The sequence below is a fragment of the Peribacillus sp. R9-11 genome (genome assembly GCF_031345095.1).
Classification (GTDB): Bacteria; Bacillota; Bacilli; order Bacillales; family DSM-1321; genus Peribacillus; species Peribacillus butanolivorans.
Genome location: NZ_CP133764.1, coordinates 212,304 through 228,247 on the forward strand (window position 1 = coordinate 212,304; position 15,944 = coordinate 228,247).

The following is a 15,944-nucleotide window of genomic DNA, read 5'->3' on the forward strand; positions in this document are numbered from 1 at the left end:
CTGATTTTGAAAGTATTCAAAGCCTTTAGAAGGAGGTTTTTATATGAATGCAGGAGAAAAGATGGTCACTCCAGATAAATCATACAAGAAATATCGTCCAGTGTTATATTTATTTGTTTTATTTGGAATTTTAGTGTTTTTTAGACATGTAATACTACAGTTATTCCTTACCGTTTTTTTAATTGCTTGTCTTGGTTTTATTTTATATAAAACAATACCTTTTATTTTAAATTTTGGATTTTTCCTCTTATATTTGGCGTTATCTACCGTAGCTTTAGTATTTGCTATTGGTGGAGGGGTGTGGGTGCTTAACTTAATGGGTTAACATACATAATATTCCTTTTTTATAGGAAAAAGGAATTATGTAAAAGTAGTGCTTTGTTCACAAAAATAATAACTTATGACATAATTGGTAGAATTAGAAAAGATAAAAAAAAACCCCTCGATAGTTTGGCGACATCTGGGGTCCTAGCAGGAAGGATAATATACCCTTTTAATATTATAATAATCTAAATATATCACAGGTATACATCCTCCTTCCACTATATAAAGTGAAAAGGAGACTTAATAAATGTTTATTAAAGCTAAGAAAAAAAGAGAAGAATTACTACTTCCAATACTACATTATGTGGTTGCTGATGACTGGATAGATAAACTTGGACCGAAGGCCTTTACTTCATGGCTAAAATTTCATACATGGGTAAATAGAGCAGATGAAAAAATTAATGATATTAGCCAGGCTAAAATCCCAATGTCTATTGAGAAGGTAGCAGAGAAATTAGAAATGAATAAATCCACACTATATAGAACAATTATACCTGTTCTATGGGAATATGGATTAATTGATCTAGTTGAATATGAAGATAGTAAACGTAAAACCCAAAAACCAATAAATATAATTCCTTATGATTATCCACAAAATAATAAGGAATTAGAGACTAGCCCCTTGGAAAAGTGCCGAGATTGGAAAATGAACTATAATACTACAGCTTCATTTTTTGCTAGACAAGGTGGAAGAAAATTAGAGAAAAGCATTAAAATAGACGGTTGCAAAAATACAACGGTAGACGGTTGTGAAAATGCAACGGTGGACGGTTGCGAAAATGCAACGGTGACGGTTGCAAAAATGCAACCCATTAATGTTTTAAATAACTTTAATAATGTTTCAAATAACTATATAAATCATGAATCAAATACTTTATTAATGGATGAAGAAGAAGGATTAGATTATACAGATAGAATATTATATAAATCGCTTATTTATAAAGATATAGATGCCTTTATAGCGAAAACAATAGTTATTTTATCAGAAGAAAACGAACTCTTTTTATACGAATATGAAGTGGTAGAGCAATATAAACAAATGTACTTAGAAATGCAATTAGAAGGAAAAGAAATAATAGATTACCCTAAATACTTTCTAAACGGAATTATAATGCAGCGACAACAACGTAAAACTAAAAAACATCAAAGGGATCTTAAACGAATACTTGAAGAGAAAAATAAAAGACAAAATAAAAAAACTGAACCTAGTAAACCAGTTCCCTTTTACAATTGGTTAGAGGATAATTAAAAATTTCTTGGTACATATTAAATTTAAAGATAATATATGGGTATGTTGTTCAATAAATAATGTTCAAAATATAAAGGAGGTTTTTTTGTTGTTTACTAGGAATAAAGTCTTAAAGATTACTTTCTTATTTGCTGTATTTTTTAGCTTATCTGCATGTAAATCTGATTCGGAGTCTTCAAATGGATTAGAGAAAGGCGCGACGTATATTGGAAAGAATGCAACATTTGAATTGATAGAAGTTAATTCAAATGACTCTTGGACAATTAAAAGTCAAAGTGAAGATGATACTAATTATTCCGTAGTTTCAGTTGATAAAACTGGCGATACTATAGATGAATATCCGATAATTGAATTAACAGTAACGGAAGTAATGGGGGATATTGATAGTCGTTTTGCCAAAAGAGAAGGACGACAATTCATTATGATACAAGATGGTAATGATTTATATTTTAAATCCATTTCCGATGAGATCGTTCAAGAAATGGAAGAAAAACTAAAAAAAACAGATGAAAAAGATGATTTAATTAAGAAATTATCGAACTTCAATTTCGTTAGGTAATAGTACCTATTTAAATTAGATTAAATAGAAAATATTTCATTGACTGTTCAATAATAGTGTGTGATAATTTAAAAAAAGAGTAAACCTATGAATAATTTGTGTTTTACATAGGTTTGTAACAATAACAATTAACCTTGTTACTGCTACTATTATTCTTTCTTTAGTTGCAAAGCAACCGCCATTATTATTAAAGAAGTCGTATTTTAAAAAGAATATAAATAATCACATTTATATTTTTTTGAGGGAAAGAAACAAAGTTTCCTAATCGATCTTCTGGCAGTTCCTTTTCAATTAGAGAAAGGTAGTAGTCCTTAATCAGGCTGCTGCCTTTTCTTTTTTTATAAAAATTTGAAAGGAGGAAAACAAATGACCCAAGCAATTTTAGAAAAAATTTCAGACAAAACTTATGCAGGATGGACAGAATATGATGTGAAAGAGAAATGTTGGCAGGTGTTTACACTTGGCGGTGAGATTTACATTAAAACTGACTTTCGTGGCAACTTTATTAATTCTAATACTAATAAAGCAGTTTCTATTTCTGATATTTTTCATTTGATAAGAAATTGTACTGATAGTGAAGGCTATATCCTAGCTAAAAGAAAAAAAATTGGTGCTGCATTATGGCCACAAAAGAACAAGAAAAAATTAAGAATGCCTATTTATTAAATAATTGTATAAGTTTTTAATATGCAAATAATACTTAAATATCCATTAATTGTTTGCAGCTGATCTTTGAAAACTGAATATAGTTGACGTACTGCACTTGTACCCTTCGCAAGTGTTACCTGGATGGTAACCAGGAGTATAAGATATAAAAGATACTAGAAGGTGTCTTTAGTTTTCATAACATAAGTTATGGGTTGCTGATAATCCAGAAATCAGTATCATTTAAGTTACTTTGCCATGACCATAGAGTAGAAAGCCAACTACTTGATAATTGACGAAGCAAAGGGTGAATTTGCCACGATCCATTTCTGGGGAGCAAATTTCTTAATAAGGTGGCAACTCAATGCCTGAATGTTGCATAAATAAAGACATATTATTTATTTGTATATTAAAGAGGTATACGTTTTAAATAGGCGCACTATATGTAATTTTAGTTTAAAAGGTGAGATTAAATATGTGGTACTGTACAATCCATTTTGTGTCGGGAAAGACTAATAATGTAGTATTTCCTGATGAAGAAAAAGCAAATAAGTTTATAAAGGATATTCAAAATTGTAATGGGAAATTTGATACTCTAATTTATAACAATAACAACAGTGCAGGGATTTATATAAACGCAAGAAATATTGAAATGATAACTGAACCAATGGAATATAAAGAGGATAATATTAGTCACTAAGAGCAGCCAATAATTATTGGCTGCTCTTTTTTTGTTTTCCAACGCTCTTTTCTTTTGTTCAAACTGTTCAGTGTGAGAGAAAAGTGAGAAGTGTAGAACGATAATAAAGTTGGTTAGAACAAAAAAATTCTAATAAAAAGGGGATAGGAATAATGTGTGATCGTGAACAAGAAATGCAATATGCCTTAATGAATATAGCAGAAAATCGAATGGTGCTAATTGATGCCTTTGAATATGAACTAATGGAGAATTTACGTAAAAGTAATGATATTCAAAAAGCATCATTAAAAATTGATAAGGACAAGTTTAATTATAATGAAGAAGCCCCATTAAAAGTTGTTTCAGGTGTAATTAAAATTAACCCTGATTTTCAGGATAATATTAAAGAACACATTATTAAAAACTACCAAAAAGCTCTTTTTACAACTTATTTAGAGGACCGTTTTTTTCATGATTTTGGTCTAGTTGATATAGAAATATTGGATTCTACTGACAAAAAAGAGGGTGTTTCATTTTATGCTCTAATCTGTTCAGAATTTAACCTTAATCCTGAAAGTGGACGAGCAATTACTGCATTTGTTTCTTATGGTAATTTATCAACTTTTGAAAGTATGTTAAATCGTGACTTTATATTATCCATTAATGAACAAAAACATTTTAATGAAATTCTAAGTGAAGAAAACTGGAAAGTGTTGCTTTGACGAAAGATTGAACTTTAAAAAAAGATGAGCCTATTAAAAGTAAATTAAAAAGCATGATTTATCATTTAAGGTGGTGATGCCAATGCTAATAAGAAGTCCAACAATCATAATTTCTTTCAAATTTAATTTAGAAAGGAATTGTGTGTATGACTCAAAAGTTGCTAAGTCCTAAACTTTTAATTGCTTCAATATTGTTGGTCGTACTACTTCTTAGCTTTGAATCCGGTACTTATGCAATGGACATTACAAAAGGCGATAAGGTTGTTGTTGTAGATGAAAATACAACTGTTCCCTCTAAATATAAATTCATTGCACAATTTAACAAGAATAAAACAACAATTACTCCATTTGGTCTAACAGGTAAAAATACAAAGTCTTCTTCTGGAACACCTTATTTATCTTTTAACCCTGAAAGTGATACTTCCCTTAAAGGGAAATTTGGGGTGATCTATAGTAATATTGGTCGTTATGGTGATAAAGAAATTGACTTGAAAATAACAGTTTTAGATTGGAAAAGATATATCAATAACAATAGTGGGAAAATATCTTTTCAGTTAAATAATATCGGTGAAAATAATCAGGGGTATTATTATGTTGACCAAAAATGGGAGTTTTACGAGAGTGGTACTAACAAAAAAGTTAAGATAAATGGTTATATGACTATAAACGACTTAGATTCAAGGCAAGGTATTAGGTTTGATAATTTAACTACTCGTGCTGTTGGCAGTATACTTGTTGATTCTTCGACTAAAGGTTTTTTGTCCTATTCTAATACAAATGGTGAACTATCAATTTTCGAGGGAAATGGTATCCTATCGGAATCTAATGATTTACACGCAATGGTTACTGTTTTATATGATGAATTAGATACAATTAGATTTAAGTGGGAAAGAGATTTTGATAAAACATCAATTAATGTAAATAAAGTATATGATGCTTATGTACCAGATGGGGAGTATTTTGGATATATAGCTAAAAAACCAGCTAGATCAGAAATGCTTGATCCTTCAAAAAAAATAGAATCTAATGGTACTGAATCGGAAACCATGAATATTTCATCAAATAAAACGTTCAACTTTAATTTATATCATTCAGTTCCAGATGAATGGTCAGAATTTTATTATGATAACTATTCAATAACAGATACCATTGATAATCGCTTGGCCATTCAATCTATAAAAGTAGTAAATGAAGAAGATAAGGATGTCACTAGTTATTTTGACAATAAAACTAATGGTAATTCAATTAACTTGGTTGCTAAACCATCCAATATTAAGAGTAGTTCCTTTTACAATAATACCTACAAGGTAGTCGTTACTGTAAAAGTGAAAAATTCTTCAGATTTAGCAAACGCTGTTAAGAATGGGAGGGTTTCTTTTAATAACGTCTTTACCATAACAACAAACAGCAAATCCAAAAAATCCAATCAAGTAACAGCTAATCTAAATCAGAGGAAAATTGATGTTTGGCATTTGGATAAAATTGATCAATCCACTTTAGAACATATTTCAGGAAATTTATTCGATGGAGATAGTTATGCTTATTCGACTAAAGAAAATTTTAAAAAAGGTGATTATGGTTATACAGCAGTCCCTAAAGAAACTAAAAAGGGAACAATTGATGGAGAAAATGTAGAATTAAAATTCTATTACCTATTACCATTAATAGATGTTAATATGAAGCATTTTCAAATTTACACAGGGGATGCAAATGAAGGGTTACCAGTTAAAGTCAATTTAACTAGGGTATTCCCTTATGGAACAAGCATTTCAGAATTAGCTAACAAGAAATTAAAAATAGCATTATACGAACAAAATTCAAATAATGCACTAATTTCAAAGGAATATCCCTTAAAAGATGTTCCGACTAGTATTGATGATTGGATCATTCCTAAAAATAATTTAGTGAAGGATACTCATAAAAACTATGTAGTGAAAATTTCAGAGGTAGATAATAAAGACATTGTTTCTAGTAATCCAGATATTAATACAGATGGTTATACTTCTTCTGAGAAATCATTTAAGGTTGATGCAGCGAATAACAGTAAAATTTTTTATAAAGGCGTTGTAATGACCGAGAGAGAAATAAAAGAAGATATGGAAGTTCATTATGAGACACTAACTATTCCTTTGGAAAAGCTATCTAAACAAAAGACTGGTTATGGATTCGAGCTGAAAACTGAAGTAACTTATGAAAATGATTTGGCGGCAATCTTTAATATTAAAGTAGAATCTTTAGTTGATAAAAGATTAATAGATTCTTATTTATCATATCAGCAGCAGGATAATTATAATATTGTTCCATTAGAACAAACTAATAAAACAATTAGTACAGATAAGAAAAGTACTAATTATATCTTTGAACTACCTCATGTTAATGTAGAACAAAAAACAGGATATTTATTTTCTGATAACCAAGTGGCAGCCAAGGATTCACATATAACGTATAAATTAAAAGATGGAATGAGAAAGCTTTATACACCTATTTGGTCAGATTTAGGTAACTATAATGTTTCCCTACAATCAATAGAACCGATTGGGGTAAATAAAGTAACATTCCAAGTAAATGACAAATTAAATTTATATGCTTATATGTTTGGAACGATTGGTTCTGAGACATTGGAAGATGATGAAATTTTGATTGAACCAGTAGATCCAAAAGATCCATTTCCTGAGGGCTTACCAAATGGATGGACAAAAAATGATCTAGAATGGTTTAAAAAATAAATTCAGGAGAAGGAAAGTGAGGATCTATATTTATCTTGTTTATTGTCGGTTAGGTATTCCCTAAAGAATCTTAACTAAACTAACAGAAAGGTGGCTAATGATATGGTTGTGCTGTCTTATGATTCTGCAAAGCGTTCACTTATAATGCTTGCAGTTTATCTAGTTTGCGCTTCTTTAATTATCAAAGGTATGGGCCATTTGTTAGAGTATAATTTTATTTCCAGCTTTGAGTCATTAATAGGAGAGGGGAAATTAAGCTTTGAGTTACCTAAGTTTAATTTTGACAACTTAAGTTTTGATTTTATAGCAACTACCCTAAAAGAAAAGATTCAAGGAATTATCAATATTCTTGCTGGGTCAGCATTAGGAATTGTAAATTATGCTCATTCTAGCAGTACGGTTGCAGCTAATAAAACAGTAGTAACCAAAATTGCATTAAACGTGTAAGAAAATAGTTTTACTTTAAAGGAATACAATATTTTATTGTATTCTTTTTTATTTTGAATAATTGAAAGGAAGATGATTAATGTTAGATCAAAATACAGATAGATCCTGGTGGATGATAGGTGCTGTAATTGTTGGTTCTTTATTAATTGGGTTAGCAAAAGTAGCATTCCCTGAAGTGTTTAATATTGTAATAGCCTTCTTTAAATCCATGATTCCAAACGGTCTAGGCTCTATTGTCGGGTCATATTGGGTATTTTAGTTAAAGCAAATTATTGATTTTTTTAAAAAATATCGATAGGAAGGAATGATATATAGTGTTAGATCAAAATACGGATAGATCCTGGTGGATGATAGGTGCTGTAATTGTCGGAGCTTTATTAATTGGATTAGCAAAAGTGGCATTTCCTGAAGTGTTTAATATTGTAATAACCTTCTTTAAATCTATGATTCCAAGTAATTTAGGCTCAATCTTGGGCATTTTCAGTTTTTTGGGATAGTGATTATTTAAGGAATGCATTAGTAGTAACTTGCATTCCTTTTTTCTTGAATTAGATGAAAGGAGTACTTTAATGCTGAGAGACTTCCCTTATATTATAGGGTTAATGTTTTTAGGAATCTTTCTAGTGATCATTACAGGTATTTACTATCAAAAAACTTATAAACAAGATTCTGTCGTATTAGGACTAACGGAAACAGTTAGGACCAGTGCCATTAATAATGCGGATAATAGTAGTAGATTAAGAGAAGGAGAACTTTTTATTGAAAAAGAAAAATTCGAGAAAGATTTCAAGCAGAAAATCACTTCAAATAAAAATGTGAAGCTAAGTAATGAAGTTACTTTTGAATTTGAATATCTAGACAATGAAAACGGAGCAACAAAGGCGATTAGAGTATTAATAAAAGATAATGGTGTTACTTATCAGGCCACAGCAAAGGTCAGTATAGCTTAATCAGAGTGAAATGTAGGAGGGAATTTGATGGAGATAAGAAGGTTGGGCGATTCAATCTCACCTATAATCAAGCCCCAATTATTAAAGAATATACAAGAAACCTTAATACAATCACACGCGGAATTAATTGTAAGAGGGCTATTGGATAGTGAAGCAAGAGAAGACCTTAAATATGTAGTAATTAAGGAACATTCACATATTGTTAAAGGAAATAAAGAATTAGCAGATTATATTGTTCAAGAAACAGTGGGTACAGGAATCATAGAAGAAATTATTAGAGACGAAACGGTTACTGATATTGGATATAACGGTTCCGATTTAATTATTGAAGGTAATGATAAAAAGAAAAAGTACACAGGAAGCACGAAAATTACAGAAGAATATATCGTTAGGATTATACAAAAATTTGCTAATGCAAACGGGAAAGATTTTACCCCTAAAAATTCTATTTTAGATGGTAAGTTTGGCAATATCCGTATTAATGCTGTTCATAAGAAAAATAGTACGGAAGGCACGACAATGAGTTTGCGTGTTGTCCGCCCTAAATTGGCACTTAGAAAAGAGAATTTCACAGATTTTGCACCAGATTATATGTATAGTTTCTTTGAAAAATTTGTTCAATTAAGAACAAATATCGCGATTAGTGGTGAGACAGGAACAGGGAAAACTGAATTTCAAAAATTATTAGCTTCCTTTATTCCTTTCAAACATAAGATAGTTTTAATAGAAGATACAGCAGAAACATTCTTAAAAGAAATGTTTCCTGATAAAGATATACTTTCTTGGGTCACTAGTTCAGACGTTACTATAACGGATCTCGTTAAAGCTGCTTTACGGAATAACCCTAGATGGATGCTAGTTTCAGAAACAAGGTCTATGGAAGCCTACGAGATGATTCAAGCTGTTTTATCTGGCCACCATATCATTACTACATTACATGCTGTAAATGCTAAAGCAATTCCTAGAAGATTCGTGAATATGGCCAAAATGGGATATTCCGTATCAGAAAAAGATCTTGAACAAGATATAAGACGGTATTTTGATTTTGGTGTCCATATTAATCGTGTAGATTATAAGGGGGAAATTATTAGATATTTGTCTGAAGTTGTGGAATTTAATGAAAATAAAGATGAAACCATTTTCAAACAAAGATTTTTAGATGGGAATTTTTCTTGTGAGACAGGAAAAATATCTGAAAGCCTAAAAGATCGTTTAGCAGAAGCAAATATTGAAATAGATATTCCTGAAGAACATAAACATACTCGATATGCCAAAGCTGAAACAAAGCCATATGAAGAACGAAAAGTAATTAAATTTATTTAATTACACTTTATTAGAGAGGGGGGATGATACTTGAAAGTAGTCTCAAATAAAAAGATAAAGCGTTTAAAAACTCAAAAGAAAAGCGTTTTAAACGTAGATGAATTAAATGCTTATAAAGTCGCCTATGGAAAACCTCTAAAAACAAAAGATTATGTTTATTATGTAGGAATGCCTGCTCTAATATTTATAGGATTTTCATTTATATTGCTTTATTATTGGTGGTTATCACTAATTATGAGTGTTTTTGGTGCTATATATGGCATTAAAGTGTTTTTACCAAAAAGTATTGAAAAAGTTTATAAAGCTCAGTCATTCGCACAGAGAAACAAGTTTGTTAATAATATGACTCAAATTCTTACAGATGAAGGTAAAACTGTCACTAGAGCATTAGCAATTGCAAATTCGAGAACAGATGGAGAATTTCAAGAAGATATAACCAGGCTACAAGCGCGATTAATGGGATCAGATAATAACCAAATTAAGAATGCTTTTAAAAGTTTATCTGAAAAGTATAAAGATGATGTCATATTTAATCAATATATAGAACAACTTGAAACTGCCATGTTGGAGGGTAGAGCCAATATAGATACGTTAAAAGATATTAAGTCTTACCATAATGATATGAAGAAGAAACAGACAGAATACGAAGTCAAAAAGAAAGGGCATTTAAAGGATATGAAAATGCTTTGTGGAGTGGTTGTCGTATTTATTTTAGCTGTTTCTTTTTCTTTTGGTTTTGATACTTATGTTAATGATTTTGCACATCATCCCACTGGATGGGTATCATGCGGTATTTATACGGCATTAATGCTACAGTTCTTCAGGAATTTTTCCAATTATCTCTTTGATGATTCGGTATTGGAGGTAAAAATGTGAAAATATCAAGTAAGACAAAAAAAAGTAAGAAGTTTTACCGTCTAATTGCTGAAAAAGACTTGTATCCAATGCTTCAAGAAATGGGAAATACACTAAAAAGTGTAGATCAATTTCAGAAAAAAAGGCTACTGCAATCTTTGTTGGTATTAGTTGTTTTCATGATTTGTGGGTTAATCCTTTCAAAATGGTTTTATCTGGGTTCTTTGATTGGTTCTGTTTTGTTCTTTAAGATGAAACATAATAAAATTAGCTCCAAATATTCAACCTGGAAATTCCAAAGACATTTACAATTTTCTAAATTCACAAGATTATTAATACCTTATTTAAAGCAGAGTAAAGGACAGGTTTCTTTATATTCTATTTTTAATAAAATTCTACAACGTCTAGAAGATGAGCAAGATAGAAATTCCTTATATAAATTAATGAGTGAAATGAGTAGTAAACCTAGTGATATTCAACCTTTCATAGATTTTGCGAACAGATCAAGTGGAACAGATATGTCTGTATTATTTATGAGTACTATATTTGATTTTCAACAAAGCACCTTTGACACCTCAGTTATTGATGAATTAGGGAAAATTGCTAGTGAAGAACTAATTTCTAGCATTGATGAAATCATTAATTTCAAACTAAGACGATTTGTATTTTTCCCTACAAAAATTGTAATGTCCTCATTTGTGATTGTCCTAGGATTTGCTATTGCTGTATTAATAGCTAACCTTTCAAATATGCAGTTTTAGAAAGGAGAGAATCATGCAGGAACTATCAATAATGGAGTTTGTTAAGTGGTTTATTGCATTATTGGTAATAATGATGTTAATTTCTCTATCCATGTTTTTTATAGAGTTAAGCAATATAAATTCCTTTAAACAACAAGTAAATTATCAAATTGAAAGGCAAGGAGGGTTAACTAATACAGCTATTTCAAATATAAATCAGACTTCAAATGATTATTATAATGGGACTTTTACTGTTACTAGCAATCGTTTAAATACAAAAGTAGCATATGGCGAACCAGTAGATTATGTAGTTAAAGGCACTTTTGATATAAAAATTCTACCCATACCAGATGTAGAATTGGAGTTTAATGGAACTGGAGTTTCCCAGGTTCGTTAGGTAGGAGGGGGGAAGATTGCTAGAAAGTAATGTTTTTAGACTTATCATGTTTATTGGGGCAGTAATAGTAGTTGGAATTATAATTTCATCAATAATAGAAAACATTGATGAAATTAATACACTATATGATAATTTTTTTTCTTATAGATTAAAAAAATATTAATGTAAAGTGAGGATTTGGAAAATGGCTGGAAGAAAAAAAGAAAGTTCATTTCAAAAAGCAGCAAGGGAAATATTAAAACAGGAAGACATTGATTTTAACGAGTGGAAAAAGGACATTATTAATAAAAGGAAATTGGCTGTGATGTCAGATGAAGATAAAGAATGGACTGAAAGAACAATTGATGAAGAAGCAATGAAATTAGTTTTGGATAAAATTAGTTCAGTTCCGTCAAGTACTAATAATAAATATGGAGCACAAAACTAATTTATATATTTAATATTTGTAGAGAGTAGGGTAATAAAATGAATTTACTTCAACGTGTAGCTGTTCAATTATCATATAATGATTTTTTCTCTAATGTTTCATCTTCGGTTAAAACATTTACAGGAAAGCTTCAAGGTATAGCATTAGTAGTAATTATTTGTTGTATCGTGATCACAGGTTTTATGTTTATTTTTGGTGAAGGACCAAGTCGTACAGCTAAGAAATGGCTCGTCTATATTGTTATTGGTGCGGTTCTAATATTTGGGGCTGCAACATTAGGTAGCACAATCCAAGATGTTTCAGGATTCTAAGAAATAGAATCAGTTAAAAAGGAGATACTATGTATCTCCTTTCAGACTGTAGACAAACTCGATGAAAATCGAGTTTGTCTACAGTTTTTTTAAGGGTTTTAAAAATTCGAACGTTGATTTCCACTCCAGGCACTCGCTTTCCGCGGGCGGTCCGGGAGCCTCCTCGGCGCCTTTGCGCCTGTGGGGTCTCCCTTGGACGCGCTTTTCCCGCAGGAGTCTCGCACCTTCCGTTCCAATCAACTTTGTTTTAACAATTAGATACAACCGCTTTTGCCTACAGTCTTTTTTGTTTTAAAATAGGAGTATTAAAACTTGAGGTGATGACGATGCTTTCGAAACATAATTCTATTCAGCGAGATCAACTTGAAATGATTACTTTGGATCAACTGGTGCCAGCGAACCATTTGGTTCGTAAAATTGAGACGACCATTGACTTCACTTTCATTTATGACTTGGTGAAAGATATGTATTCAGGGATAGGGCGCCCAAGTATTGATCCAGTTATTTTAGTTAAATTGACATTCATTCAATATACCTTCGGTATTCGTTCGATGCGTAAAACAATTGAAGAAGTTGAAACGAATATGGCTTACCGTTGGTTTTTAGGTTACGGTTTCCATGATAAAGTACCTCACTTCTCAACGTTCGGGAAAAATTATGAGCGTCGCTTTAAAGATACAGACCTGTTTGAACAGATTTTTTATCGTATCTTAATGACAGCTTCAGAAAGAAAGTTAATAAGTGCAGAGCACGTATTCGTTGATTCAACACATGTGAAAGCCAGTGCGAATAAGCGAAAATTCGAAAAGAAAATCGTTCGTAAGGAAACACGAGCATATCAAGGACGCCTTCAAGAAGAAATAAATCAAGATCGTGAAAACAATGGAAAGAAGCCTTTTCCACCGGATAAATTTGATAAAGAAGAAACCAAAGAAAATAAAGAAAGTACAACTGACCCTGAGAGTGGCTACTATGTAAAAGATGAACGAACAAAACAGTTTGCCTATTCATTTCATGCGGCTGCGGACCGCAACGGTTTTGTGCTGGGGACGATTGTAACACCGGGAAATACGCATGATAGTCATATCTTAGAGCCTCTTGTTGAACAAGTGATTGAGAAAGTTGGAAAACCTGAAGCTGTTGCCGCAGATGCAGCTTACAAAACACCAGCCATTACAAGCTACCTTTTTGGGAAAGAAATCACACCAGCTTTACCCTATACACGTCCACGAACAAAAGAAGGGTTCTTTCGCAAGCATGACTATGTTTACGATGAACATTTTGATTGTTATCTCTGCCCATCGGGCGAGATTTTAAAGTACTCAACAACAAATAAAGAGGGCTATCGCGAGTACAAATCACCCAAACACACTTGTGCGACATGCTCATTTTTATCACAGTGTACAGTAAGCAAAGACCATCAAAAAGTGGTGACACGCCATATCTGGCAAAATTATATGGAAGAAGCAGATCATCTGCGTCATCACAAGGATGTAAAACCTATATATGCGAAACGTAAAGAAACAATAGAGCGTGTATTCGCAGATGCAAAAGAAAAGCATGGTATGCGTTGGACTACTTTAAGGGGACTTAAAAAATTGTCGATGCAGGCGATGCTTACTTTCGCTGCCATGAATTTAAAGAAGATAGCCAATTGGACATGGAAAGGTCCAAGAATGGCTTAATAAGTGGGCTCGTAGAGGCCCAATCTCTTAATCTTGAGCAAAATTCAAAGAGAATTTCAAAAGGGGTCCGGAATTAAAACATTCCGAACCCCTTTTGTCTACAAACTGAAACGTTCATTCTGAACGTTTTTTTATTTTCTGAGAGAACTTTTTTTTAAGTTCAAAGGAGAATTGTATATGAACCATAGAGAGGAAGAGGCTACTAAATATATATTTGTAGCTTTTTTCTATTCAAAGGGAGAGAACTGAATGCAGTATAGAACACACTTTACAACCTCATTAGTGGTGGCATTACCAATAATGGCAGCTACAAATACATTGACCATAGGAAGTGTTTTAGCAGTGGGCCTTGGAGCTGTATTTCCAGATATTGATGAACCTCATTCTTGGATAGGATGCAGAACAAGAGGAATTTCAGATGTATTAAACAAAGTTTTTGGGCATAGGGGTATAACGCATTCTTTGGCAGGAATCTTTGTCGTTTTTTTAACAGTAGCCTTAATGATAGGATTAACCGATTTTAAGGCCATAATAGGCCTTTATTTCATTCTGGGATATATATTACACATTGTTGAGGACAGTTTCAGTAAGTCGGGGGTTAAATGGTTAATTCCATTATCAGAACACAGCTTTCAGTCAGGGATGGGTGTTGTTTGGTATCGAACTGGAAGTATTGTTGAAAATTTTATCTTTCTCGGAAGCATATTAATTTTGATACTACAAATAAAAACATTAGATTTTAATATCGCTTCATTTACAGGGATCAATCTAACCGGAAATTTAGAAAATTTAATAAATCAAACTAAATCGTTTATAGGTCGGTGAGAAATAGGAGGGGATTTTATGTTTACAAAAGAAGATATAAAAAAAGCTGTAGCGATAGATATTATTGATTTTTGTGATCAAAATAACATTGATGTACAAAGTGATAATGAAAGATATTACCGATTAGTAGAGCATGATAGCTGTGTTATAGACAGAAGAAAGAATGTTTTTTATTGGAATAGTAAGGGCAAAGGTGGAAATGTCATCAATTTTGTTCAAGAAGTTGAAGATACTAATTTTATGGGAGCTATGAATAAGCTGCTTGATGAAAATTACGATTATCAAAACAATAAAACAGTAAATTTTGTAGTTGTTCCTTATGAATATTCGCCTGAAAAAGAAGTTGATAAATTTGAAAAAGCTAGAGATTACTTAATAAACGAAAGGAAAATTGATGCTGAAATAGTAGATGGCCTACATGAAAAAGGGGTAATAAAACAAGACAAATATAATAACGTACTTTTTCTTTGGAAAGATTACGAAAATATAATGGGTTGCAGCGAACAAGGGACCATTAATTCGGGAAAATTCAAAAGAGGAACCTGGAAGTCTGTTCAAAAAAATTCAACAGCCAATTATGGGTTCAATGTGAAATATGGAGAACCAAAACACTTAAAATTTTATGAATCATCTATTGATCTACTTAGTCATGCTACCTTAAATAAAAAAGAACTAAAAGATACATGGTTAATCAGCATGGAAGGTTTGAAGCATAATACTGTTTATAATTATGTTTTAAAAGCAAAAGAACAATTAAAGGATACACCAGAGAGTGTTTCACTTTGTGTTGATAATGACAAGGGTGGAAAAGCCTTTGTCGAAAAGTTAAGTATGTTGGAAGTTAAAAGAAAGGATGATACCTCGTATTCGATGCAACAAGAATTGCCGACAAAAGGCAAGGATTGGAACGAACAATTAAAATTAACAGTAAAGAATCGAGAAGAAGCAAAAAAGCGAACGCTTCAACATAAGCAATTAGAACGGTAATTTTGTTGACCTTTTTTGAATTGAATTGTATTGTATAATATTAGGTATATTAAATACGTAAGTTTGTCGCTATTCCTTAAGCGACTAATAAAA

21 protein-coding genes are annotated in these 15,944 nt (G+C 31.5%); all 21 read left to right on the forward strand.

Annotation, left to right across the window (positions count from 1 at the left end; translation table 11 throughout):
- Positions 1-43 precede the first annotated feature (43 nt).
- The 21 genes from RE409_RS28770 (at position 44) to RE409_RS28870 (ending at position 15,851) form a co-directional block, all read left to right on the forward strand.
- Positions 44-325 (forward strand): hypothetical protein, encoded by a 282-nt coding sequence (locus tag RE409_RS28770; protein WP_309559341.1) that lies wholly within the window; start codon positions 44-46, stop codon positions 323-325.
- A gap of 246 nt (positions 326-571) precedes the next feature.
- Positions 572-1,573, forward strand: coding sequence for a hypothetical protein (locus tag RE409_RS28775; protein WP_309559342.1), 1,002 nt, complete (start codon positions 572-574; stop codon positions 1,571-1,573).
- An 88-nt stretch (positions 1,574-1,661) separates the two neighbouring features.
- A complete protein-coding gene (locus RE409_RS28780; RefSeq protein ID WP_309559343.1) occupies positions 1,662-2,132 on the forward strand; it encodes a hypothetical protein in 471 nt (156 codons plus the stop codon).
- A gap of 366 nt (positions 2,133-2,498) precedes the next feature.
- Positions 2,499-2,798, forward strand: a complete 300-nt coding sequence (locus tag RE409_RS28785; protein ID WP_309559344.1) for a hypothetical protein — start codon at positions 2,499-2,501, stop codon at positions 2,796-2,798.
- Positions 2,799-3,252: 454 nt separating this feature from the next.
- Positions 3,253-3,477: a hypothetical protein gene (locus RE409_RS28790; RefSeq protein ID WP_309559345.1), complete on the forward strand. Its 225-nt coding sequence runs from the start codon at positions 3,253-3,255 to the stop codon at positions 3,475-3,477.
- A gap of 152 nt (positions 3,478-3,629) precedes the next feature.
- Complete coding sequence (locus RE409_RS28795) at positions 3,630-4,178, forward strand: hypothetical protein (RefSeq protein WP_309559346.1); 549 nt, start codon at positions 3,630-3,632, stop codon at positions 4,176-4,178.
- Between the two features lie 146 nt (positions 4,179-4,324).
- The gene (locus RE409_RS28800) at positions 4,325-6,904 is read left to right on the forward strand and encodes an isopeptide-forming domain-containing fimbrial protein (RefSeq protein WP_309559348.1); all 2,580 of its coding nucleotides are present in this window, start codon (positions 4,325-4,327) and stop codon (positions 6,902-6,904) included.
- Positions 6,905-6,994: 90 nt separating this feature from the next.
- A complete protein-coding gene (locus RE409_RS28805; protein ID WP_309559350.1) occupies positions 6,995-7,351 on the forward strand; it encodes a hypothetical protein in 357 nt (118 codons plus the stop codon).
- Positions 7,352-7,430: 79 nt separating this feature from the next.
- Positions 7,431-7,610, forward strand: coding sequence for a hypothetical protein (locus tag RE409_RS28810; RefSeq protein WP_309559352.1), 180 nt, complete (start codon positions 7,431-7,433; stop codon positions 7,608-7,610).
- Positions 7,611-7,665: 55 nt separating this feature from the next.
- Positions 7,666-7,848 (forward strand): hypothetical protein, encoded by a 183-nt coding sequence (locus tag RE409_RS28815; protein WP_309559354.1) that lies wholly within the window; start codon positions 7,666-7,668, stop codon positions 7,846-7,848.
- Between the two features lie 75 nt (positions 7,849-7,923).
- Positions 7,924-8,301: a hypothetical protein gene (locus tag RE409_RS28820; protein WP_309559639.1), complete on the forward strand. Its 378-nt coding sequence runs from the start codon at positions 7,924-7,926 to the stop codon at positions 8,299-8,301.
- A 27-nt stretch (positions 8,302-8,328) separates the two neighbouring features.
- A complete protein-coding gene (locus RE409_RS28825) occupies positions 8,329-9,624 on the forward strand; it encodes a CpaF/VirB11 family protein (RefSeq protein ID WP_309559356.1) in 1,296 nt (431 codons plus the stop codon).
- A gap of 30 nt (positions 9,625-9,654) precedes the next feature.
- A complete protein-coding gene (locus RE409_RS28830) occupies positions 9,655-10,500 on the forward strand; it encodes a hypothetical protein (protein ID WP_309559357.1) in 846 nt (281 codons plus the stop codon).
- Positions 10,497-11,240: a hypothetical protein gene (locus RE409_RS28835; RefSeq protein WP_309559359.1), complete on the forward strand. Its 744-nt coding sequence runs from the start codon at positions 10,497-10,499 to the stop codon at positions 11,238-11,240. Before RE409_RS28830 ends, RE409_RS28835 begins: the two co-directional genes overlap by 4 nt.
- Before the next feature lie 13 nt (positions 11,241-11,253).
- Positions 11,254-11,616 carry a hypothetical protein gene (locus RE409_RS28840; protein ID WP_309559360.1) on the forward strand — a complete coding sequence of 121 codons (363 nt, stop codon included), beginning with the start codon at positions 11,254-11,256 and terminating at the stop codon, positions 11,614-11,616.
- Between the two features lie 16 nt (positions 11,617-11,632).
- Positions 11,633-11,779 carry a hypothetical protein gene (locus tag RE409_RS28845; RefSeq protein ID WP_309559362.1) on the forward strand — a complete coding sequence of 49 codons (147 nt, stop codon included), beginning with the start codon at positions 11,633-11,635 and terminating at the stop codon, positions 11,777-11,779.
- A 21-nt stretch (positions 11,780-11,800) separates the two neighbouring features.
- Positions 11,801-12,043 carry a DUF5415 family protein gene (locus RE409_RS28850; RefSeq protein ID WP_309559364.1) on the forward strand — a complete coding sequence of 81 codons (243 nt, stop codon included), beginning with the start codon at positions 11,801-11,803 and terminating at the stop codon, positions 12,041-12,043.
- A 38-nt stretch (positions 12,044-12,081) separates the two neighbouring features.
- On the forward strand, positions 12,082-12,354 hold the full coding sequence (locus tag RE409_RS28855; RefSeq protein ID WP_309559365.1) for a TrbC/VirB2 family protein: 273 nt from the start codon (positions 12,082-12,084) through the stop codon (positions 12,352-12,354).
- 326 nt (positions 12,355-12,680) lie between these two features.
- The gene (locus RE409_RS28860; protein ID WP_309559367.1) at positions 12,681-14,039 is read left to right on the forward strand and encodes an IS1182 family transposase; all 1,359 of its coding nucleotides are present in this window, start codon (positions 12,681-12,683) and stop codon (positions 14,037-14,039) included.
- A 249-nt stretch (positions 14,040-14,288) separates the two neighbouring features.
- Positions 14,289-14,864, forward strand: a complete 576-nt coding sequence (locus tag RE409_RS28865; protein ID WP_309559369.1) for a metal-dependent hydrolase — start codon at positions 14,289-14,291, stop codon at positions 14,862-14,864.
- An 18-nt stretch (positions 14,865-14,882) separates the two neighbouring features.
- Positions 14,883-15,851: a DUF3991 domain-containing protein gene (locus RE409_RS28870; protein ID WP_309559371.1), complete on the forward strand. Its 969-nt coding sequence runs from the start codon at positions 14,883-14,885 to the stop codon at positions 15,849-15,851.
- Positions 15,852-15,944 lie beyond the last annotated feature (93 nt).